Genomic DNA, 20,876 nt, shown 5'->3' with positions numbered 1-20,876 from the left:
GTCCGCGCCGCTTCGCACCGCCGCGGCCTCTCGCCCTCCGCCGTGCCCGCTAGTCTGTGGGGGAGGAGGACCCGTGTGCGCAGTCGATGAGGCGACCCTGGCGTCGCGACCGGACCCCGAGACCCCGCGCCGGCGCGGGAACCCCGTGAAGCGCTGGGTCACCGGTGCCGTCGCGCGCCCCTGGTTCGCCCCGATCGCGATCCTCGCCTGCTTCGCCGCGGCCGCCGCCGGCGTCGTCGCGACGAACCCCACCGACGACACCGGGCCGACCAGCTGCCTCTTCAAGCTCGCCACCGGTTTCGACTGCCCCGGCTGCGGCGGCACCCGCGCGTTCTACTACGTGCTCACGCTCAACCTGCCCGAGGCCGCGCGGCACCACGTCATGGCCGTCTTCGCCGCCCCGTTCATCGCCTGGATGTTCCTCGCCTGGGCCGTCCCGCGGCTGGCCCCCAGGCGCACCTGGCGGCTCCCGACCTTCCACCTCACCCCGGGCCTGCTCACCGTCTTCCTCTCCGCCTGGGCCGCGTTCACGATCCTGCGGAACCTCCCGTGGGAGCCGTTCACGTTCTTCTACGTGTAGACGCGAAGCGGCCCGGCCGCCCCTGCGCATCTGCTCGGCTGGCGAGCTGCGCCGGAGTGACCGGGCCCCTCGTGGGTGTTGAATCGAAGTCCTAGGCGAACGCGCTCGCCCGGTGCAGGTAGATGTCGCCCGACACCGAGCGCGCCCGCACCTCCAGGCTCGTGCCGTCGCTCGACGGCGCCGGCGAGGTGTCGCCGGTGGCCAGCTCGGAGGTCACCGAGCCCGCCTTCGCGTCCAGGTCCACCCAGATGTCGGTGCCGGGGACCACGCCGAGGCTGATCCGCCCCGAGACCGTGTTCGCCTTCACCGAACCGGAGCGCAGCGCCCCGAGCTCGATGCCGCCCGACAGGGTGTTCACGTTCGCGTTCGAGTCCAGCCGCTCGGCCGTGATCGAGCCCGCCACCGTCTTCGCGGAGAAGTCCCCGCCGACGTGGTCGGCCTTGACCTGGCCCGAAGCGGTGTTGGCGCGGAAGTCCTCGGTCGCGTCGATGACGCTGATCGAGCCCGACACGGTGTTCGCCTTCACGCTGGTCGCGCTCTCCACGGTCGCCGACCCGGCGACCGTGTTGATCGAGACCGCGCCGAGCTTCCCGTGGAGGCTGATCGGCGCCGAGGTCGTCTTGACCGACACCTCGGAGCGGACCGGGACCCGCACCGACAGGTGCACGCCGATCTCCTTGCGGAAGAACCAGTTCTGCGGCTTCTCCGGGGCGACCACCCGCAGATGGCCGTTCTCGAACGACACGCTCGCGAGGTCGGCCGCGTCGCCGTCGCCGTCGGCGCGGCGCTGCGCGGGCTTCACCTCGACCAGGACCGTGTCCAACTCGTGCGCGGTGACGGTGACCGAGCCGTCGGCGAGGGTGATCGCCGCCGTGACCGGCCCGTCGTGGGTGAATTCGGTGTACTCGTTCATCCTTGGTGCTCCTAAGCCCGGGCGTAGCCGGTGATGCGCTGGCTGTACTTCGCGCCGGCGGGCTGGCCCGAGGTGCGCGAGGCGTGGACCGCGTTGTTGATCGCGCGCACCAGCCAGGCGTTGACCGAGGCCCCGTCCTTGGAGGCGACGCGTTCGACGTCCTCCTTGAGCGACTCCGGCAGGCGCAGCGTGATGCGGGCGACGTCGTCGTCCACCGGTGGCGCCGGCGGCGGCGCGGCCTCGGCGGTCTCGCCGCCGCTGACGCGCAGGTCGACCTCCTTGCCGCGCACCCGCAGATCGACCGACGCCGAGGAACCGGCCTGGTCGAGTCCGGCGGTGATCTCGGCGGCGGCCTCGGAGAGGGCCTCCATGAGCGCCAGGCGCGCACCCGCGTCGAGCGCTTCCGACAGCAGTTCCGCAGTCCGCGCGGCGTCCTCCCCGCCCGGCGCGGCGGCGGCGGTGAGGCTCCGGCGGAGCGATTCGATATACGGCGTCAAGTCCATGACACCATGATGACATCATTTCTGACGTCTGTCAAGCGGCGCGCTGGAGCCGGACTGCGGCGGCCCGCCACGCGTGCCACATCAAGAACACGCGATCCCCTCGCGTAGCCGGGCGCGTGCAGGGACACACTCCCCCTCCGAGTACCCTCATGGAGTCGAGAACCAGCAATAACAGGCCACGAACACGAAACGAGGGGGACCGGGGATGCCCGAGATCGTACCGATGGACGTCCGACTCATCGCCTGGACGCACTTCGAGGCGCCGGACGACGTCCCCTGGGACACCGACGCCGACGGCGGCCAGGCCCTCGCCGAGTTCGCGGGCCGCGCCTGCTACCAGTCCTGGACCAAGCCCAACCCCAAGACCGCCAGCAACGCCGGGTACCTCGACCACATCCTCCAAGTCGGCCACCTCTCGGTCCTCGAGCACGGCACCGTCAGCTTCTACCTCAGCGGCATCTCCCGCTCCCTCACCCACGAGCTGATCCGCCACCGGCACTTCTCGTACTCCCAGCTGTCGCAGCGCTACGTCCCCGAGCGCGACGCGCACATGGTCGAGCCCGAGGTGATCGCCGCCGACCCCGAGCTCCACGAGCGCTTCCTCGCCGCGGCCGACGCCGCCCAGAGCGCCTACGACGACCTCCTCGAAGGCCTCGAGAAGAAGTTCGCCGACGTCAAGAACGGCACCCTGCGCCGAAAGCAGGCGCGCCAAGCGGCGCGATCGGTCCTCCCCAACGCCACCGAGACCCGCATCGTCGTGACCGGCAACTACCGCGCCTGGCGGCACTTCGTCGCCATGCGCGCCTCCGAGCACGCCGACGTCGAGATCCGGGCGCTGGCCGTCGAATGCCTCAAGCAGCTCAAGGACAAGGCCGCGAACGTCTTCGCCGACTTCCAGATTACGAAGCTCGACGACGGCACCGAGGTCGCCTCCAGCCCCTACGTCACCGAGGGGTAGAGCCGCCGGGCGCACCGCCCGCACCGCCGCACACGGCCCCGCGCGACACCGCGGGGGCCGGTTCGCGGCCGCGGGCGCACGAAACTTGAGACAGTTAAACGAAGCGAGCGGCCGGGCGCAGCGCCCCCGCCGCCGGAATCAGCATTGGTGTAAGCAGATGCGCAACGCAACGCGCCCCTTCGGGCGCACACTCGCGGCCATGATCACGCCGTTCACCCCCTCCGGGGAGCTCGACGTCCCCGGCACGGCCGCCCTCGCCCGCCACCTCGTCGACGAGCAGGGCTGCGAGGGCCTCGTCGTCAACGGCACCACCGGCGAGTCGCCCACCACGACCGACGCCGAGAAGGCCCAGGTCATCGAGACCGTCGTCGAGGCCGTCGGCGACCGCGCCCACGTCATCGCCGGCGCCTCGACCTACGACACCCGCCACTCGGTGCACCTCGCGCAGGCCGCCGAGCGGGCCGGCGCGACCGGGCTCCTCCTCGTCACCCCGTACTACAACAAGCCCACCCAGGCCGGCATCGCCGCCCACTTCGAGGCCATCGCCGACGCCACCGAGCTGCCCGTGATGCTCTACGACATCCCGCCGCGCTCGGTCCTGGGCATCGGCGAGGACACCTTCGAGCGTCTCGCGCGCCACGACCGCATCATCGCCGTCAAGGACGCCACCGGCGACCTCGTCAAGGCCCAGCGCGTCCGCGTCGCCACCGGCCTCGCCGTCTACTGCGGCGTCGACGAGCTCAACCTCGCCGCGTACGCCACCGGCCAGGTCGGCGTCGTCTCCGTCGTCGCCCACCTCCTCGGCCGGCAGATCAACGCCATGTTCGACGCCTACGACGAAGGCGACACCGCCGAGGCCTCCCGGATCAACGACGCGATCCTCCCCGCCGTCTGCGCCCTCATGGGCCAGGGCCCGGGCGTCGTCGCCGTCAAGTCCGGCCTCGTCTCCGCGGGCCTGCCCGCGGGCGGGCCGCGCCTGCCGCTGCTCCCGGCCGAAGCCGAGCTCACCGCTCTCATCGCCGCCCGACTCGCCGACCTGAAGGAGGCCTGATGGGCCTGACCCGTCCCAAGAACCTCAGCGCGCCCGGCGCCCTCCCCGACGGCGCCCTCCGGACCATCCCGCTCGGGGGCCTCGGCGCCATCGGCCGGAACATGACCCTGTTCGAGTACGACGGGCGCCTGCTCATCGTCGACTGCGGCGTCCTCTTCCCCGACGTCGACCAGCCCGGCGTCGACCTGATCCTGCCGGACTTCACGCCGATCCTCGACCGCCTCGACGACATCGAGGCCATCGTCGTCACCCACGGCCACGAGGACCACATCGGCGCGATCCCGTTCCTGCTGGAGCACAAGAACGACATCCCCGTCGTCGGCTCCCGGTTCTCCGTCGCCCTCGTCGAGGCCAAGCTCCGCGAGCGGCGCATCAAGCCCGCCGGGATCGTCGTCGCCGAGAACGAGACGCTCCAGCTCGGCCCGTTCGGCTGCGAGTTCCTCGCCGTCAACCACTCCATCCCGGACGCGCTCGCCGTCGCGATCCGCACCGAGGCCGGCCTGGTGCTCCACACCGGCGACTTCAAGATGGACCAGCTCCCGCTCGACGGGCGCATCACCGACCTCGCCGGCTTCGCGCGCCTCGGCGACCAGGGCGTCGACCTGCTCCTCTCGGACTCCACGAACGCCGAGATCCCCGGCTTCGTGACCTCCGAGCGCCAGATCGGCGCGGTCCTCGACAAGCTGTTCGAGGACGTCAAGGGCCGCATCATCGTCGCGTCCTTCGCCAGCCACGTCCACCGCGTGCAGCAGGTCCTCGACGCCTCGCACGCCCACGGCCGCAAGGTCGCCTTCGTGGGCCGCTCGATGGTCCGCAACATGGCGATCGCCCGCGACCTCGGCCTCATGCACGTCCCCGAGGGCCTCCTCGTGAGCATGGACGAGGCGGTGCGGCTGCCCGCCGACGAGATCGTCTACATGAGCACCGGCTCCCAGGGCGAGCCGATGAGCGCCCTGGGCCGCATGGCCTCCGGCGACCACCGGCACATCACCGTCGAGCCCGACGACACCGTCATCCTCGCGTCGTCCCTGGTGCCCGGCAACGAGACCGCCGTCTACGGCGTCATCAACCGCCTGGCCCGGACCGGCGCCACGGTGATCCACAAGGACGTCGCGAAGGTCCACGTCTCCGGCCACGCCCCCGCGGGCGAGCTGCTGTACGTGCTCAACGTCGTCAAGCCGTCGAACATGATCCCGGTCCACGGCGAGGCCCGGCACCTCCAGGCGCACGCGCGCCTCGCGATCGAGTCCGGCGTCCCCGCCGACCAGGTCATCGTCATCGAGAACGGCGACGTCGTCGACCTCATCGACGGCCGCGCCCGCCTCGTCGGCCACATCCCCAACAACCTCGTCTACGTCGACGGCCTCTCCGTCGGCGACGTCGGCGAGCCGGTCCTCAACGAGCGCCGCGTCCTCGGCGACGGCGGCTTCATCGCCGCCACCGTCGTCATCGACTCCGAGAACGGCAAGGTCGTCGGCGGCCCCACCGTCTCGGCGCGCGGCTTCTCCGAGGACCCGAAGGCCTTCGACGGCGTCCTGCCCCTGATCGGCGACGCCATGGAGCGCGCCGCCCAGGACGGCATCACCGACCCGCACCAGCTCCAGCAGATCCTCCGGCGCGTGGTCGGCAAGTGGGTCAACGACACCTACCGCCGCCGCCCGATGATCGTGCCGCACGTGTTGGAAGTCTGAGGCAGACACGCATACGCGGCGGGGCCGCACCCGAACGGGTGCGGCCCCGCCGCGCGTTCATGAACGGTCCGACACCGAACGGGGTGTGAGGGCTCACTATGTTCACGCGTGTCGCAACGGCGCGGCAACACCACTTCCGAGGCGGTATACTTTACGGTATGACCATGACTACGATCAAAGTACCGAAGGTCCTCCGCGACCGCCTGCACCAGCTGGCGGTCGCGGACGGGCTCACGCTCGCCCAGGAGATCGAACTCCTCATGAAGAAGAACGCGCCTAGGCCAGAGCCGAGATTCGGAGGGTTCCGGAGCGAGAAGCCGCTGACCTCCGACGAGATCGAGGCGAAGCTGACCTCCGGGTTCGGCCGATGAACGCGATCATCCTCGACACGAGTGCAGTACTGGCGCTTTTCGACAGCGCGTACGACGAACACGAAGGTCTGAACGAGGCGGTCCGCAATCGCCAGGGCCCTCTGGTGGTCTCTCCGTTCATCGTCGCCGAATGCGACTACATGCTCAAAGACCAGTACGACGCCGGTGCCGCACGGCAGTTCAACGAGGACGTGGCTCTCGGCGGCATGGAACTCGCCTCGTGGACGCCCAACGACCATGCGGAGGCGCTCCAGATCATGGGGTCGTTCCACGGCGACGACTACATCGGCATCGCCGACGCCTCCAACGTGGTCTTGGCCGACCGGTACAGGACCAACTCGATCATGACGCTCGACCAGCGCCACTTCCGCAAACTCCAGCCGATCTGGGGACCGGACTACTTCACGCTGCTCCCGTACGACTCGGAGTAGTCCGCGCGATTCAGGGCCGCACCCATCGGGTGCGGCCCCGCCGCGTCTTCGGGGCCCGTTCTCAGCCCGGGTGGACCGTCACGGTCGGTTCCGCGCCCGGCCAGCCGGCCGGGGCCGGAGGGGGCGGCGGTGCCGCCGGGTACGCCGGAGGCCTGCGGACCTGCATGAAGAACGTGCTCAGCGCCAGCAGGGCCACGCCCACGATCGCGATGTACACGCCGTTGTCCGCGGCCACCGAGACCGACGCGGCCGCGTCCTCCACCACGGCGCCGTCCTCGTCGGAACCCTGATAGGCCTCGACGTACTGGCGCAGCACCGTGACCGGGTGGTACGTGAACGCCGCTCCCAGCGCCGCGAAGCCGACCGCGGCGATCCGCGACGGCCAGCGCGCGGCCGGGACCCGCAGGGCGCTGACTCCCACCGCGGCGAGGAGCGCCAGCGCCAGGACCACTGTGGGCGTGTCGATCCCGTACGAGGACGCGCCGTACAGGCCCGAGTACGAGTAGAACCCGAACTCGCCGTCGGGGTCCTTGATCTCGATGCGCGGCACCAGGACCGAGACGCACAGCATCGCCAGGCCGACCCCGGCGACCGCCAGGCCGAGCGGCGAGGGGGCTGACGACGGCGGCTTCGGCGGCAGGAGGAGCGGCCCGGTCTGGAACGGCCCCGGACCCGTCTGGTGCGGCGGGAGCGTCGGCTCGGAGGGCGGGGGAGGGGAGACCGAAGGGTCCTGGGGCGGGAGTGCGTTCACCACCGCGATGCTACCGACAGGACGTGCGGCGCAGGGTCCCGCGAACGGCCCGTCCCGCCTGCCCGGTCAGCCCCGCGGGCGGACCGGGAGCGGGTTCGGGGGCTCGGTCCGCAGCTCGTTCACGACCATGTCGGCGGGGGCGTCGAGGACCGTGAGGATCGTCGTGGCGACGGTGTCCTGGCTCATCGCGCGGGACGGGTCGTAGTCCGAGTCGTACTGGTCGCGCAGGCCCCGCTGCATGTCGGTGTCGAAGTGGGACGGGTAGAAGCTCGTCACCCGCACGCCGTTCGGCTGCTCCTCGGCGCGCAGCGCGTCGGCGATCGCCTTGAGCGCGTGCTTGCTCGCCGAGTAGGACGCCAGCCGCGGCGCGGTGTTCAGGCCCGCGCCCGAGTTGAGGAAGAACACGTGGCCGCGCGCCGCGCGCAGCGCCGGGAGCAGCAGCCGGGTCAGCTCCGCGACCGACACGACGTTCACCGCCATCGTCCGCTGCCACCACTCCAGCGTCTCGTCGGCCACCGCGCCGACATTGAGGACACCGGCATTGTGGACCAGCGCGTCCAGGCGCCCGACCCCGAGATCCGCCACCGCCGCCGCCAGGCTCGCCGGGTCGGCGAGGTCGGCGACCAGGGCTTTCGCATGCGGGACGCCTTCCAAGGCGGCGGCGCTGCGGGCGTGCGCGATCACGGTGTCGCCGCGTGCGCTCAGTCGCTCGGCCAGGGTCCGGCCGAGTCCGCGCCCGGCGCCGGTGACCAGGATCGTTTTTGACATGCCGTCACATTAGCCCCTCCCGTGAAGGCCTTCACGACAACGCCGGTCGGGGTGCGGGCGGTAACGTATGCACCATGATGGCCAGGACGAGCGGCAAGGGCGGCACCGCCCGCAAGGGGACCGCCCCCGCGGCGCGCCGCAGGCCCGCCGCCGCCAAGAAGACCGCCGCGAAGCAGGGCCCCGCCAAGAAGGCGGCCCGGAAGGCCGCCCCGGGCGCGGCCAAGCGCACCGCCAAGAAGACCGCCGCCCGCAAGCGCGCCGACGCGATCCCCGGCCCGCTCGAGGCGCTCGGCATGGGCCTGCGCGGCCTCTGGGTCGGCACCGCCCGCACCACCGGCTGGATGGCCCGCTCCGTCGGCAAGGAGGCCGCCACGGCCCGCGAGATCGACCCCGCCCACCGCCGCGACGGCCTCGGCCTGCTCCTCGTCGCCACCGCCATCGTCCTCGCCTGCGCCGTCTGGTTCGACGTCGCCGGCCCCGTCGGCGAGCGCTTCGCGTTCATCCTCGACTGGCTCCTCGGCCTCGCCACCCGCGCGCTCCCGGTCCTGCTGGTGCTGTGGGGCGTCCGCGTGATGCGCCAGACGCCCCCCGAAGGCGCGCACGGCCGCTCGCTCGTCGGCTGGAGCGCGATCTGGCTCTCCAGCCTCGGCCTGCTCCACCTCATCTCGGGCCTGCCCGCCGACATGGGCGAGCGCATGGCCGCGGGCGGCCAGATCGGGTGGCTCGTCGGCGGCGGCCTCGCGCTGGCCGTATCGGCCTATGTGGCCTTCCCGCTCCTGGTGCTGCTCCTGCTGTTCGGGGTCCTCGTGGTGACCGCGACGCCGCTCAACCAGGTCCCGTCGCGCCTGGCGCACCTGTGGGGCCTGGCGACCGGCCGGGTCGAGACCTATGAGGACGACGACGAGGAGGAGCCCGAGGGGCGCATGACGCGCGCCGAGAGCCGCGAGGCCAAGCGCCTCAAGGACGAGGAGGCCCGCCGCGTCCACCACCCGACCACGGTCCTGCCGCGCCTCGCCCCCGACGAGGTCCCCGACCTCGGCGCCGAGCCCGAGGAGCCGGCGCCGCGCCGCACCTCCGCGCCGATCCCCGAGCCCGAGCCGGTGCGCGACCCGCCGAAGCACTCGCAGGCGCCGAGGAAGACCGAGCAGCCGACCCTCTCCGACGGCGCCTCGGACGGCGACTACCGGCTCCCGCCGATGGCGATCCTCCCGACCGGCCCGGCCGCGAAGAAGCGGTCCAAGGCCAACGAGGTGGTCATCGCCGCCCTCCAGGAGGTGTTCGCGCAGTTCAACGTGGACGCCGCCGTCACCGGCTTCACGCGCGGCCCCACGGTCACCCGGTACGAGATCGAGCTCGGCCCGGCCGTGAAGGTCGAGCGGATCATCCAGCTCGCGAAGAACATCGCGTACGCGGTCAAGAGCGCCGACGTGCGGATCATCAACCCGATCCCCGGCAAGTCCGCGGTCGGCGTCGAGATCCCCAACACCGACCGCGACGACGTCGCGCTCGGCGACGTGCTGCGCTCGCCGACCGCGCAAGCCGACCTGCACCCGATGATCGTGGGCCTGGGCAAGGACGTCGAGGGCGGCTACGTCCTCACCAACCTCACGAAGACCCCGCACATGCTCATCGCGGGCGCCACCGGCTCCGGCAAGTCCTCGTGCATCAACTCGCTGCTGGTCTCCACCCTCATGCGGGCCACGCCCGAGCAGGTCCGCATCCTCCTCATCGACCCCAAGCGCGTGGAGCTGTCGAACTACGAGGGCATCCCGCACCTGGTCCACCCGATCGTGACGAACCCGAAGAAGGCGTCCGACGCCCTCCAGTGGGTCGTCAAGGAGATGGACATGCGCTACGAGGACCTCGCCGCCGCCGGGGTCCGGCACGTCGACGACTTCAACCGCAAGGTCCGCGCGGGCGAGGCGAAGACCCACCCGGCGTCGGGCCGCGAGTTCCGGCCGCACCCGTACCTGCTGGTCATCGTCGACGAGCTGGCCGACCTCATGATGGTCGCCGCGCGCGACGTCGAGGACTCGGTCGTGCGCATCACGCAGCTCGCGCGCGCCGCCGGCATCCACCTGGTGCTCGCCACGCAGCGGCCCTCGGTCGACGTCGTGACCGGCCTGATCAAGGCCAACGTGCCCTCCCGGCTGGCGTTCTCGACGTCCTCGCTCGCCGACTCGCGGGTCATCCTCGACCAGCCGGGCGCGGAGAAGCTCGTGGGCCGCGGCGACGGCCTGTTCCTGCCGATGGGCGCCTCCAAGCCCGAGCGCATCCAGGGCGCGTTCGTCTCCGACAAGGAGATCGAGGCGGCCGTGGAGCACGCGAAGGCCCAGATGGACGCCCAGTACATCGAGGAGGTCACCGCGGCGCCGGGCTCGACCCGCGAGATCGACCCGGACATCGGGGACGACCTCGAACTGCTCATCCAGGCGATCGAGCAGGTCGTGACCACGCAGTTCGGCTCGACCTCGATGCTCCAGCGCAAGCTCCGCGTCGGGTTCGCGAAGGCCGGGCGGCTCATGGACCTCATGGAGACGCGCGGCGTCGTCGGCCCCTCGGAGGGCACGAAGGCCCGCGACGTCCTGGTCAAGCCCGACGAGCTCGACGGCGTCATCGCCTCGCTCCAGGGGGAGTAGACGCCGCGGGGGCCGGTCCGAGTGGACCGGCCCCCGCGTTCGGCCGCTATTCGAAGCTGGCCGTCAGCTCGTGCGTCTCGTCGCCGGTGATCGGCATCGAGACGTCCTCCTCGGGCCAGTGGACCGGCCCGTCGGGGTGGAACTTCAGCGTGAACACCAGGCTGTCGGCCGGGACGCCGTACTCCAGGTAGTAGGTGCGCCAGATGCCGTCGCCCCACTCCTCGTCGGTGTGCTCGACCGCGGTCGCCGCCAGCTCGCCCTCCGGGCCCGAGACCTTCAGGGCCTCCTGGGGGTCGATGTTCCACTCCAGGCCCGAACCGGACTGGAGCCACCCGAAGCTCACGTTGAGGACGGCGGCGTCGGTCTTGGCCACCCAGCCCTCGCCGGGCCGGTAGACCTCGCGGGTGAGCGTGAAGTCGGTCGAGTACTGCCAGTCGTCGAACCAGTACTCGTAGCTGCCGCTGGTGGTGCGGCCGTCGACGGAGTTCTCCACGACGTCGGTGGTGACGGTGTCGGTCGAGCCGTTGTAGAGCGCCTCGATCAGGCCGGTGCGGGTCCGTTCGCGCAGGTCCAGGGTCTGGACCCGCTCGGCGTCGGTGATCTCCAGCGTCACCGGCGCGCCCTTCTCGGCCACGGTGAAGTACACCGCGCCTGGCTGGGGCGACTCGCCGGCGAACTCCCACTCGGTGCCGCCGACGACGAGCTTCCCGGTCAGCTCGGTGAGGTCGTCGACCGCGTACGGCGCCTCGACGCCCGGGTCGGGCGCGAACTGCACCATCGTGAACTCGTAGCCCTCCGGCGGGGGCAGCAGCTTGTAGCCGTCCTTCAGCAGGTACTCCAGCTGGAAGCCCTCGGGGACCTCCTCGAACGAGGCCAGGCACTCGACGCGGAGCGCGAAGTGCGCGCCGCGGAGCAGCCCCTCGTCGCCCTCGAAGCGCGTCTCGCCCTCCGACGGGCAGATCGAGACGGGCACGTCGTCACTCGAAACGGTGTATCCCGCGGGCGTGTTGAGCGTGCCCGTGGGCACCTCGCCGCACGCGGCCGCGGTGAGCGCGGCGGCCGCGGCCACGGCGGCGTACGCGGCCCTGCGGGCGCGGCTGTTCCGGGGGTTCCTGACGGCGGGGGCGATGCCTTTGGGGGACATGGAACAAGCCTAGGCCACGACCGCAACGGCCCGTGAACCGATGTTGCCCCAGCGCAGGAGGGCCGAAAATGCCCCGAAACGTCCATGCCGCATTCGGCGCATACCGTCAGTGACCGCCCCAAGGCGACCCGGACGTAAGGTGCGCCACTCTACCGCCCGCGCGACCGTGACCCTGCCCGCCGCCCCGGGCGTTCACCGCCCGCCCCTGGGTACGCTTTCCTGGTGTCATCAGCTCATTCGACCCGATCCGAGGACTCCGCCCGCGAAGCCAAGAGCGTCGCGCTCCTGACGCTCGGCTGCGCCCGCAACGAGACCGACTCCGAGGAGCTGGCCGCCCGCCTCGCCGCCGGCGGCTGGCGGATCAGCGACGACGGCGAGCAGGCCGACGTCGTCATGGTCAACACCTGCGGTTTCATCGAGCAGGCGAAGACCGAGTCCATCGACGTGCTCCTCGAAGCCTCGGGCTCCGGCGCCAAGGTCGTCGCGACCGGGTGCATGGCCGAGCGCTACGGCCGCGAACTGGCCGAGAGCCTCCCGGAGGCCGACGCCGTCCTCGGCTTCGACCACTACCCGGACATGGCCGCCCGCCTCGACGACATCCTCGCCGGGCGCTCGGTCGAGTCCCACCAGCCGTCCGACCGCCGCAAGCTCCTGCCGCTGGCCCCGGCCGCGCGCCAGAGCGCCGCCGCGGTCGTCCCCGGCCACACGCGCACCGCGCAGGCCGACGGCACCGCGATCGAGGCCGGCGCCCCGCAGCACCTCGCGGTGGTGCGCAAGCGCCTCACCGACGGGCCCGTGGCGAACCTCAAGCTCGCCTCCGGCTGCGACCGCCGCTGCACGTTCTGCGCGATCCCGTCGTTCCGCGGCTCGTTCGTCTCGCGCACCCCCGAGGAGATCCTCGCCGAGGCCGCGTGGCTCGCCTCCGAAGGCGTCAAGGAGCTCAACCTCGTCTCGGAGAACACCACCTCCTACGGCAAGGACCTCCCCGACAACCAGGCCCTGGAGCACCTGCTCCGGGACATGGCCGCGATCGACGGCATCGAGTGGATCCGCCTCTCGTACCTCCAGCCGGCCGAGCTGCGCCCGAGCCTCATCGAGGCGATGCAGCGCACCGAGAAGGTCGTCCCGTACTTCGACCTCTCCTTCCAGCACTCATCGGCGAAGGTCCTGCGCCGCATGCGCCGGTTCGGCTCGACCGAGAACTTCCTCGCGCTGCTCAAGCAGATCCGCGACGTCTCCCCGCTCGCCGGGGCCCGCACCAACGTCATCGTCGGCTTCCCCGGCGAGACCGAGGCGGACGTCGAGGAGCTCATGGGCTTCCTCGAGGAGGCCCGGCTCGACTCCACGGGCGTGTTCGCGTACTCCGACGAGGACGGCACCGAGGCGGTGGCCCTCGACGGCCACGTCGACGAGGACGTCGTCCAGGAGCGCCACACCCGCGTCGCGATGCTCGTCGACGAGCTGGTCAGCCAGCGCGCGGCCGAGCGCGTGGGCGAGACCATGACGGTCCTGGTCGAGTCCGTCGAGGACGACGGCGTGGACGGGCGCGGCGCCCACCAGGCCCCCGAGGTCGACGGCACCGTCGCCCTCGTCGGCGAGGTCGACGGCCTGGAGCCGGGCGACTTCGTCACCGCGAAGGTCGTGGACTCCCACGGCGTCGACCTGGTCGCGGAGATCGTCGAGGAGGCCTGGTGACCACCGACCAGCCGGTCTCGCCGTGGAACATCGCGAACGTGGTGACCGTGGCCCGGATCTTCCTGGTGCCGGTGTTCGCCGTGTTCGTGGTCCTCTCGGGGATGGAGCACACGGGCTGGCGGGTCGCCGCGTGCGCGCTGTTCGTCTTCATCTCGGCGACCGACTTCGTCGACGGCTGGCTGGCGCGCTCGCGCGGCCTGGTCACCGACTTCGGGAAGCTGGCCGACCCGATCGCCGACAAGGCGCTCATCGGCACGGCGCTGGTCCTGCTGAGCTACTACGGCGACCTCGCCTGGTGGGTCACGGTCGTGATCCTGGTGCGTGAGCTGGGGATCACAGTGTGGCGCATGACGATCGCGCGCCGGGTGGTCGTGGCCGCGGACCGCGGCGGGAAGCTGAAGACGGTCCTCCAGATCACCGCGGTGTCGTGGATGCTGTTCCCGTGGCCGGCCCCGTTCGACCTCGTGGGGGTGTGGCTGATGTACGCCGCGCTGATCCTCACGGTGCTGACGGGAATGGATTACCTCTGGAAAGCATTCAAATCAAGGGAGAGCGAGCCGAACCGGGCGAGCTAGGCTTGCATGACCCGTTTAGGCTCACATGAGCGATCGGCGGCGTGAGGAGAACCCTATGGTGTTGTTGAGGGAACTGCTGGGAGAGACCCTGCGGCGACGCCGCCGCGCGCAGAAGCGGACGCTGCGGGACGTGTCGAAGCAGGCCAACGTCAGCCTCGGCTACCTCTCGGAGATCGAGCGCGGGCACAAGGAGCCGTCGAGCGAGCTGCTCGCCTCCGTGTGCGGGGCGCTCCAGGTGCGCCTGTCCGAGGTGCTCGCCGAGGTCTCCCGCGAGGTCGCGCAGCACGAGCGCGGCGAGGCCGCGCCTCCCGGGCGCGAGGCGCAGGACCCGCAGGGCCGCCAGGTCGCGGTGCTGGCGCTGCCGCGCGAGCAGGCCGCGGCCGAGGAGTCGCGCCGCCGCCGCCACGCCACGCCGTCGCCGACGATCGCGCAGGTCCGATCTCGCCACCGCCGTGGCGAGGTGACCGATTCGGTGGTCCGGGCGGCCGCCTGACTGCGTACCTGCACGACCTACCCGATGATGTAGTTTTGCGATTGAGGCGTCACCCCTGTCCCGCAAGAGTGGCGCCGATGTCCGACACTTAGAGGCAAGTCGGCGTTGCATCGCAAACCTATGGCTCGCAACCGTCGCCACGTGAGCACCGGAAGGACCCCGATAATGGCCAATCCGTTCGTCAAGGGCTGGAAATACATGATGGCGCTCTTCGGTGCGAAGATCGACGAGCACGCCGACCCCAAGATCCAGATCCAGCAGGCGATCGAGGAGGCGCAGAAGCAGCACCAGGCGCTGGTGGGGCAGGCGGCCTCGGTGATCGGGAACCAGCGCCAGTTGGAGATGAAGCTCAACCGCTCGATGGCCGAAGTGGAGCGTCTCCAGGCGCAGGCGCGCCAGGCGCTGGTGCTGGCCGACAAGGCCCGCGCCGACGGCGACGAGGCGAAGGCGCAGCAGTTCGAGTCGACCGCCGAGATCCTCGCCGGCCAGCTGGTCTCCACTGAGCAGTCCCTTGAGGACATGAAGGTGATGCACGACCAGGCGCTCACCGCTGCGGACCAGGCCAAGAAGGCCGTCGAGAACAACCAGATGATCCTCCAGCAGAAGCTGCAGGAGCGCACGAAGCTCCTCGGCCAGCTGGAGCAGGCGAAGATGCAGGAGACGATCGCCTCGTCCCTGGAGTCGATGTCGCAGACCGCCGCCCCGGGCAACGTGCCGAACTTCGACGAGATCCGCGACAAGATCGAGGGCCGGTACGCCTCCGCGATGGGCCGCGCCGAGCTCGCCTCGAACTCGGTCGAGGGCCGCCTCCTCGAAGTGAACCGCGCCACCCGCGACATGGCGGGGGTCTCCCGCCTGGAGCAGATCCGCGCCTCGCTCGAAGGCGACCAGCTCTCCGCGGGCAACCGCGAGAAGGCGCAGATCGAGTCGAAGGAGTCGGTCACCAACGCCCGCCTCGCCGACATCCGCGCGTCCCTCGGCGACGAGGGCACCGCGGAGGCGGACAAGACCAAGAGCTAGGGACGACCGGTGGACGCCAAGGACCGCAAGCGCGCCTTCAAGCGCCTGCGGTCCCGGCTGGCCTCCGCCAAGTCCTGGTCGACCACTGCCGGCGGCGCCGTCGCCGGCAGCGCGTTCTTCATCCCCTACGCGGGCCTGGGGGGTCCGGACGGCGTGTGGGTGACCGTCGCCGGGTTCTCGACCGCGATGGCCGTGGTCCGCTGGCTCGACTACCGGCGCCTCGCCCGGGCGCTGCCCGCCGAGGAGCGGGCCTCGCTGGAGCTGCACGGCACCGCGAAGCTGTCCAAGGAGGCCCAGGGCCTGTTCGGCGAGGCCGCGCAGGCGATCCAGCGCGGCCGGGCGCGCAACCAGTTCAAGCACAGCCGGGCCCTCGCCCCGTACGAGCGCCTGGAGCAGGCGACGATCGCGGCCGAGCGGATGGCCGACCGCCTCCAGGGCAACCAGGAGGCCGTGGCGATCCTCGCCGGGGCCGGGCAGGCCGGGCGGGAGCTGTACCGGCTCGCGCTCAGCGTCAGGGACGTCGAGCAGGCCATGGGGATCGCGCCGTCGATGAAGCGCTCCGGCCTCCAGGACGGGCTCGACCGGATGGTCGAGCGCCTCGACGCGGGCGTCGCGGCCTACGAGGACATGGTGAGCGCGGCGGGGGAGTGCCTGGCCGGCTCGATCGGGCTCCAGCACGAGCTGTCGGCGCACCGCGCCGACGAGACGCTCGACATGCTCACCGACGCGGCGGACCGGCTGCGGGCGGCCGGCGACGCGGCGAGCGAGATCCGGGGCCGCATCGGCCCCCAGCGCGGGGGCGTCGCCTGACGCCAAGAAGCTGAAAATGCCTCATTTGGTGTAATCTAAGTGTGAAAGCCCTTATTCTTCGCACTTCCGCGATCACCGCCGCCACCCTCCTCGCCTGGGCCGCCCCCGCCACCGCGGCCGTCCTGCCCGAGGAGCCCGCCGAACTCTTCCTCAAGGAGCACCGGAACCTCCCGCTCGACGTCGAGAACGGCGCGGCCGTCCTCGACGGCGACGCCGACCTGTGGACGCTCCGCGCCGTCGAGGCGCTCCAGGACCTCGGCGAGTACCAGATCGTCCACGACGCGACCGGGCGGTGCCTGACCGCCGACACCTCCGGCGGCGAGGAGACCGTCCCCGCCGTCCTCGCCGACTGCGCCGACGCGATCGCCTGGACCGTCGTCTACAACGACACGCCCTCGGCGCAGGACCTCCGCTTCGTCACCGCCGACGGCTACTTCCTCGGCCTCGCCGACGACGTCGACCCGGCCGAGGACGTGCCGGTCCTCGCCGTCGACCCCGAGTCCGACCAGAGCCGCCACTCCCAGGAGTGGCGCTTCGCCGTGCCGGTCTCCGGGGCCCCGAGCCCCTCCCCGAGCGTCTCCGCCCCGCCCTCGGAGACGACGAGCGGGCCGCCGCCGAACGGGTCGGATTCGCCGAGCGGGTCGGAGGCCCCGTCGAGCCCGCCCCCGCCGAAGCTCCCCACCACCGGCGCGGGGGTCGGCGCGGCCGTCGGCGCCGGAGCCGTCGCCGTCGCGGGCGGGGCCGCGCTCGTCATGTGGCTCCAGCGCCGCCGGGCCCTCCGCGGCCACTGGTAAAGCGCGACACAGTGAATCCCACCATCCGGGAAATGCTGGCTCGGCCCCACCGCCGGTGGCATACTTCGACTCGTGACTTTCCAGCTCATGATTAGCTGCGGGCGTTCCGCGAGGCTGTAGATGCCATCGCCGAACGCCAGACCTCCTGCGCCCGCAGGGGGTCTTTTTCGTTCAGGGCAAACGAACGTTCAGGTCCGACGCGCAGTACTGGACCCATCGGCAAAGAAGACTTGGAGCACCAAGTGACGCAAGCAGACTCCACGACAGCAACCGGTGCAGGGGACTTCCACGTCTTCGACACCACGCTCCGCGACGGCGCGCAGATGGAGGGCCTCCGCTACTCCGTCGCCGACAAGCTCGCGGTGGCCGAACTCCTCGACGAGCTCGGCGTCGACTACATCGAGGGCGGCTGGCCCGGCGCGATCCCCTCGGACACCGAATTCTTCGCCCGCGCGGCGGAGGAACTGAACTTCAAGCACGCCAAGCTCGTCGCCTTCGGCATGACCCGGCGCGCCGACTCCACCGCCGCCGAGGACCCCGGCTTCGCGGCCCTCCTCGACTCCCGCGCCCCCGTCCTCTGCCTCGTCGCCAAGTCCGACATGCGCCACGTCGAGCAGGCCCTGCGCACCACCCCCGAAGAGAACCTCGCCATGATCGCCGACTCCGTCCGCACCGGACGCGAGCACGAGCGCCAGGTCTTCATCGACTGCGAGCACTTCTTCGACGGCTACCGCCACGACCCGGTCTACGCGACCCTCGTCGTCAAGACCGCCCTCGACGCCGGCGCCGAAGCGGTCGTCCTGTGCGACACCAACGGCGGCTCCATCCCCTCCGACATCACCGCCGCCGTCACCGACCTGCGCGCCCGCCTCCTCGGCGCCGGCCTGCCGCCCGAGCGCGTCCGCCTCGGCATGCACGCCCAGAACGACACCGGCTGCGCCGTCGCCAACACCATCGCCGCCGTCGAGGCCGGCGCCATGCACGTCCAGGGCACCGCCAACGGCTACGGCGAGCGCCCCGGCAACGCGAACCTCTTCACCGTCATCGCGAACCTCGAGACCAAGCTCGGCCGCAAGGTCCTCCCCGACGGCGGCCTGGAGAAGCTCACCCGCGTCTCCCACGCCATCGCCGAGATCGCCAACATGATCCCCGACGAGCACGCCCCCTACACCGGGCACGCCGCGTTCGCGCACAAGGCCGGCATCCACGCCTCCGCCATCAAGGCCGACCCGGCCCTGTACAACCACGTCGACCCCGTCGTCGTCGGCAACGACATGCGCATCCTCGTCACCGAGATGGCCGGCCGCGCCTCCGTCGAGCTCAAGGGCCGCGAACTCGGCATCGACCTCTCCGGCGACAAGGACGCGCTCGACCGGATCACCAAGCGCGTCAAGGAGCTCGAATCCAAGGGCTGGTCCTTCGAGGCCGCCGACGCGTCCTTCGAGCTGCTCGTCCGCGACGAGGTCGAAGGCGGCCTGCCCCGGCCGTTCGCGCTCGACACCTACCGCGTCATCGTCGACCACGACCCCAACGGCACCACGGTCGCCGAGGCCACCGTCCGCGTCGACGTTGACGGCGAGCGCGTCATCTCCACCGCGCAGGGCAACGGCCCGGTCAACGCCCTCGACGCCGCGCTCCGGTCCGCGCTCGCCGCCCGCCACCCGCGCCTCGCCGAGCTGACGCTCTCGGACTTCAAGGTCCGCATCCTCGCCGGCTCCAAGGGCACCGACGCGGTCACCCGCGTCCTCATCTCCATGAGCGACGGCGAGGCCGAGTGGACCACCGTCGGCGTGGCCCCCAACCTCATCGAGGCCTCCTGGAACGCGCTGGCCGACGGCCTCGCCTACGGCCTGAACCGCCGCTGACCTTCGATTCCACCACCGCCACGAGCGAACCCAGACCGGGGCCGGTCCACGAGACCCGGCCCCCACCCGGCCCGCGCCGACCGTGCGGGAGGGAACGGAGAAGGGGTCCGATCATCCGATCGGACCCCTTCCTCGCGTCCCGCGTCAGTCGAAGACCGCGAGGCGCTTCTGCTCCATCGTGCCGCCCCCGAAGGTCGTGAACGAGCCGCCGACGCTCAGGTTCGCGCCCGACGGGTGCGCGGTCGCGTCCCACGCGCCCACGACGCCGTTCGCGCCCGGGTTCCACGGCAGCAGCTTCCCGTTCATGTCGACCGCGAGGAGCTTCCCGCGCTCGGCCTTGACGCCGTCGACGCACTCGCCGAGCGGCCCGGCGTGGTTCGTCACGCACGCCTGGTCGAAGTGGCCGCCGCCGATGACGGCGTCACCCCAGACCTCCACGGTCTGCATGCCGCCGTCGACGGCCTGGTACCAGAGGGTCTCGCCGCTGGTCGTGAACGCCCGGATCTCGCCGCCGCGCCCGTCGAGCGCCGCGTACACGCGGTCCCCGGCGACGACGACCTCGCGGGTGAGGACGTACACCTTGGACACGAACGAGGTGTCGACCGCGCCCGAGACCGGGTTCACGGCGCCGAGCTTCCCGTACTTCTTGTCGCCGCCGATGGTGGAGAACACGCCGGCGACGTACAGGCGCCCGTGCCCGACCTGGAGGTCGCGGACGCCGCCTTCGGAGACCTGCGGCGCGAAGGCCGTGATCGGCGCCCCGGTGGCGACGTCCACCGCGGCGAGGCGCGGCTGGGCGTGCCCGCCGACGCTGCTGAACGTCCCTCCGAGGTAGACGGTCGTACCGGACGGCTCGACCGAGTAGACCGTGGCGCTGGGCTTGGGCCGCCAGGCGGTGTCGAGCTTTCCGGTGCCCAGGTTGAAGCGGGCGACGCGCGACATGGCGACGCCGTCGACCTCGGTGAACTTCCCGGCGACGTACAGGTACCCGCCGCCGGTCTTGACCTCGTGGACCGTGCCGTTCAGGACCGGCGCGAACGGCAGCAGCGCGCCGGTGCGGGAGTTGACCGCCGCCAGGTAGGTGCGGTTCGCGAACGTCCCGTCGGTCTGCCGGGCCCGGGTGAACAGGCCGCCGGAGTAGACGGTGTCGCCGTTGTAGGCGACCTTGACGACCTGGTCGTTGAAGGACGCGGTCGCCTGCGGGAGGCTCGAGTCGATGGCCCCGGCCGGGACCTGGACGAACAGGAGGGCCGCGAACAATGCGGAGAGTGTGATCAAACGGCGCATTCCGCCAGTGTCGCACGCATTGCGCGCCGCACCGGGGAGGCGAAACGGCGCGTCCGGGATGAGCGGGCGCACAGGTCCCGCCTGCGGGTGACCTCCACACCGGACCGCGCCGCCCCCGATCGCGCCCGCGACTGGCGAATCCGGTCACCCCGGCCGTTGCCCCGCCGTACTACAGTTGAGGTGTGACTTCCTACAAGACCGATCGCGCCCGCGCGGCTGCTCAAGCCGCGGACTCGGCCGTGTACGGACGCCGCCGGTTCGGTGCCGGGTTCTTCCTCGGCCTCGTGATCCTCGTGGTCCTCGCCTTCGTCCTGGGCTTCGTGCTCGTCGGCGGCCTCGGCGAGACCCTGCGCGTGCGCCTCGGCGCGACCGCGCTGTCGCTGCTGGTGGCGACCCCGCTCACGTTCGTCCTCGGGTTCTTCGTCGGCATGTTCGGCCGCGTCCGCCGCATGGGCATGGGCATCGTCGTCGGCGCGCTCGTCGGCACCGTCGTCCTCGCGGGCCTGTTCCTGCTCCTGCGCTAGTGACGCCCGGGTC

The 20,876-nt window shown here is 71.4% G+C and carries 21 protein-coding genes; 15 read left to right on the top strand and 6 right to left on the bottom strand.

Going from position 1 to position 20,876, the window contains the following annotated elements:
- Positions 1-73: 73 nt before the first annotated feature.
- Entirely contained in the window at positions 74-580 is a 507-nt protein-coding gene (locus ABD419_RS10635) for a DUF2752 domain-containing protein (RefSeq protein ID WP_344485684.1), read from the top strand.
- Positions 581-671: 91 nt separating this feature from the next.
- On the opposite strand, the gene ABD419_RS10630 is transcribed toward ABD419_RS10635, so the two are convergent.
- Complete coding sequence (locus ABD419_RS10630) at positions 672-1,493, bottom strand: DUF4097 family beta strand repeat-containing protein (RefSeq protein WP_344485681.1); 822 nt, start codon at positions 1,491-1,493, stop codon at positions 672-674.
- 11 nt (positions 1,494-1,504) lie between these two features.
- Entirely contained in the window at positions 1,505-1,996 is a 492-nt protein-coding gene (locus ABD419_RS10625) for a hypothetical protein (protein WP_106362061.1), read from the bottom strand.
- Between the two features lie 205 nt (positions 1,997-2,201).
- Between ABD419_RS10625 and thyX the strand changes: the two genes are divergently transcribed.
- The 5 genes from thyX to ABD419_RS10600 all read left to right on the top strand — a co-directional run bounded on the left by thyX (position 2,202) and on the right by ABD419_RS10600 (position 6,498).
- The gene (thyX, locus tag ABD419_RS10620; protein ID WP_344485670.1) at positions 2,202-2,954 is read left to right on the top strand and encodes an FAD-dependent thymidylate synthase; all 753 of its coding nucleotides are present in this window, start codon (positions 2,202-2,204) and stop codon (positions 2,952-2,954) included.
- Positions 2,955-3,111: 157 nt separating this feature from the next.
- A complete protein-coding gene (dapA, locus tag ABD419_RS10615; protein WP_344485667.1) occupies positions 3,112-4,005 on the top strand; it encodes a 4-hydroxy-tetrahydrodipicolinate synthase in 894 nt (297 codons plus the stop codon).
- Positions 4,005-5,696 (top strand): ribonuclease J, encoded by a 1,692-nt coding sequence (locus ABD419_RS10610; protein ID WP_344485664.1) that lies wholly within the window; start codon positions 4,005-4,007, stop codon positions 5,694-5,696. The genes dapA and ABD419_RS10610 overlap by 1 nt, the downstream gene beginning before the upstream one ends.
- A gap of 164 nt (positions 5,697-5,860) precedes the next feature.
- On the top strand, positions 5,861-6,067 hold the full coding sequence (locus ABD419_RS10605) for a hypothetical protein (RefSeq protein WP_344485661.1): 207 nt from the start codon (positions 5,861-5,863) through the stop codon (positions 6,065-6,067).
- A complete protein-coding gene (locus ABD419_RS10600) occupies positions 6,064-6,498 on the top strand; it encodes a PIN domain-containing protein (RefSeq protein WP_344485658.1) in 435 nt (144 codons plus the stop codon). Before ABD419_RS10605 ends, ABD419_RS10600 begins: the two co-directional genes overlap by 4 nt.
- A gap of 61 nt (positions 6,499-6,559) precedes the next feature.
- On the opposite strand, the gene ABD419_RS10595 is transcribed toward ABD419_RS10600, so the two are convergent.
- The gene (locus tag ABD419_RS10595) at positions 6,560-7,249 is read right to left on the bottom strand and encodes a hypothetical protein (protein WP_344485655.1); all 690 of its coding nucleotides are present in this window, start codon (positions 7,247-7,249) and stop codon (positions 6,560-6,562) included.
- 66 nt (positions 7,250-7,315) lie between these two features.
- A complete protein-coding gene (locus ABD419_RS10590; RefSeq protein ID WP_344485654.1) occupies positions 7,316-8,017 on the bottom strand; it encodes an SDR family oxidoreductase in 702 nt (233 codons plus the stop codon).
- A gap of 74 nt (positions 8,018-8,091) precedes the next feature.
- On the opposite strand from ABD419_RS10590, the gene ABD419_RS10585 reads away from it, so the two are divergent.
- A complete protein-coding gene (locus tag ABD419_RS10585; protein ID WP_425555994.1) occupies positions 8,092-10,656 on the top strand; it encodes an FtsK/SpoIIIE family DNA translocase in 2,565 nt (854 codons plus the stop codon).
- A 46-nt stretch (positions 10,657-10,702) separates the two neighbouring features.
- On the opposite strand, the gene ABD419_RS10580 is transcribed toward ABD419_RS10585, so the two are convergent.
- Positions 10,703-11,800, bottom strand: a complete 1,098-nt coding sequence (locus tag ABD419_RS10580) for a hypothetical protein (protein WP_344485651.1) — start codon at positions 11,798-11,800, stop codon at positions 10,703-10,705.
- Between the two features lie 219 nt (positions 11,801-12,019).
- On the opposite strand from ABD419_RS10580, the gene rimO reads away from it, so the two are divergent.
- The 7 genes from rimO to cimA all read left to right on the top strand — a co-directional run bounded on the left by rimO (position 12,020) and on the right by cimA (position 19,052).
- Positions 12,020-13,495, top strand: coding sequence for a 30S ribosomal protein S12 methylthiotransferase RimO (rimO, locus tag ABD419_RS10575; protein ID WP_425556011.1), 1,476 nt, complete (start codon positions 12,020-12,022; stop codon positions 13,493-13,495).
- Entirely contained in the window at positions 13,492-14,070 is a 579-nt protein-coding gene (pgsA, locus tag ABD419_RS10570; protein WP_344485647.1) for a CDP-diacylglycerol--glycerol-3-phosphate 3-phosphatidyltransferase, read from the top strand. Before rimO ends, pgsA begins: the two co-directional genes overlap by 4 nt.
- A gap of 55 nt (positions 14,071-14,125) precedes the next feature.
- Positions 14,126-14,563 (top strand): helix-turn-helix domain-containing protein, encoded by a 438-nt coding sequence (locus ABD419_RS10565; RefSeq protein WP_344485644.1) that lies wholly within the window; start codon positions 14,126-14,128, stop codon positions 14,561-14,563.
- A 165-nt stretch (positions 14,564-14,728) separates the two neighbouring features.
- Positions 14,729-15,583, top strand: coding sequence for a PspA/IM30 family protein (locus ABD419_RS10560; RefSeq protein ID WP_344485641.1), 855 nt, complete (start codon positions 14,729-14,731; stop codon positions 15,581-15,583).
- Positions 15,584-15,592: 9 nt separating this feature from the next.
- The gene (gene pspM / locus ABD419_RS10555; protein ID WP_344485638.1) at positions 15,593-16,393 is read left to right on the top strand and encodes a phage shock envelope stress response protein PspM; all 801 of its coding nucleotides are present in this window, start codon (positions 15,593-15,595) and stop codon (positions 16,391-16,393) included.
- A 41-nt stretch (positions 16,394-16,434) separates the two neighbouring features.
- Positions 16,435-17,187, top strand: a complete 753-nt coding sequence (locus ABD419_RS10550; RefSeq protein ID WP_344485635.1) for an RICIN domain-containing protein — start codon at positions 16,435-16,437, stop codon at positions 17,185-17,187.
- Positions 17,188-17,429: 242 nt separating this feature from the next.
- Positions 17,430-19,052 (top strand): citramalate synthase, encoded by a 1,623-nt coding sequence (gene cimA, locus ABD419_RS10545; protein WP_344485632.1) that lies wholly within the window; start codon positions 17,430-17,432, stop codon positions 19,050-19,052.
- A gap of 144 nt (positions 19,053-19,196) precedes the next feature.
- On the opposite strand, the gene ABD419_RS10540 is transcribed toward cimA, so the two are convergent.
- The gene (locus ABD419_RS10540) at positions 19,197-20,339 is read right to left on the bottom strand and encodes an NHL repeat-containing protein (protein WP_344485629.1); all 1,143 of its coding nucleotides are present in this window, start codon (positions 20,337-20,339) and stop codon (positions 19,197-19,199) included.
- A 182-nt stretch (positions 20,340-20,521) separates the two neighbouring features.
- On the opposite strand from ABD419_RS10540, the gene ABD419_RS10535 reads away from it, so the two are divergent.
- On the top strand, positions 20,522-20,863 hold the full coding sequence (locus tag ABD419_RS10535) for a hypothetical protein (protein ID WP_344485626.1): 342 nt from the start codon (positions 20,522-20,524) through the stop codon (positions 20,861-20,863).
- Positions 20,864-20,876 lie beyond the last annotated feature (13 nt).

Source organism: Glycomyces endophyticus, assembly GCF_039531525.1.
Lineage (GTDB): Bacteria > Actinomycetota > Actinomycetes > Mycobacteriales > Micromonosporaceae > Glycomyces > Glycomyces endophyticus.
The sequence above is the reverse complement of the archived record's forward strand: the minus strand, read 5'-3'. Positions and strand labels throughout refer to the sequence as shown.

What these genes read in the sequence shown, in the direction of transcription:
- ABD419_RS10600 (WP_344485658.1), top strand. Translation starts at nt 6,064, where the DNA reads ATGAACGCGATCATCCTCGACACGAGTGCAGTACTGGCGCTTTTCGAC.
- ABD419_RS10605 (WP_344485661.1), top strand. Translation starts at nt 5,861, where the DNA reads ATGACTACGATCAAAGTACCGAAGGTCCTCCGCGACCGCCTGCACCAG.
- thyX (WP_344485670.1), top strand. Translation starts at nt 2,202, where the DNA reads ATGCCCGAGATCGTACCGATGGACGTCCGACTCATCGCCTGGACGCAC.
- ABD419_RS10585 (WP_425555994.1), top strand. Translation starts at nt 8,092, where the DNA reads ATGATGGCCAGGACGAGCGGCAAGGGCGGCACCGCCCGCAAGGGGACC.
- ABD419_RS10565 (WP_344485644.1), top strand. Translation starts at nt 14,126, where the DNA reads ATGGTGTTGTTGAGGGAACTGCTGGGAGAGACCCTGCGGCGACGCCGC.
- ABD419_RS10580 (WP_344485651.1), bottom strand. Translation starts at nt 11,800, where the DNA reads ATGTCCCCCAAAGGCATCGCCCCCGCCGTCAGGAACCCCCGGAACAGC.
- ABD419_RS10610 (WP_344485664.1), top strand. Translation starts at nt 4,005, where the DNA reads ATGGGCCTGACCCGTCCCAAGAACCTCAGCGCGCCCGGCGCCCTCCCC.
- dapA (WP_344485667.1), top strand. Translation starts at nt 3,112, where the DNA reads ATGCGCAACGCAACGCGCCCCTTCGGGCGCACACTCGCGGCCATGATC.
- ABD419_RS10590 (WP_344485654.1), bottom strand. Translation starts at nt 8,017, where the DNA reads ATGTCAAAAACGATCCTGGTCACCGGCGCCGGGCGCGGACTCGGCCGG.
- ABD419_RS10540 (WP_344485629.1), bottom strand. Translation starts at nt 20,339, where the DNA reads ATGCGCCGTTTGATCACACTCTCCGCATTGTTCGCGGCCCTCCTGTTC.
- ABD419_RS10630 (WP_344485681.1), bottom strand. Translation starts at nt 1,493, where the DNA reads ATGAACGAGTACACCGAATTCACCCACGACGGGCCGGTCACGGCGGCG.
- ABD419_RS10625 (WP_106362061.1), bottom strand. Translation starts at nt 1,996, where the DNA reads ATGGACTTGACGCCGTATATCGAATCGCTCCGCCGGAGCCTCACCGCC.
- ABD419_RS10560 (WP_344485641.1), top strand. Translation starts at nt 14,729, where the DNA reads ATGGCCAATCCGTTCGTCAAGGGCTGGAAATACATGATGGCGCTCTTC.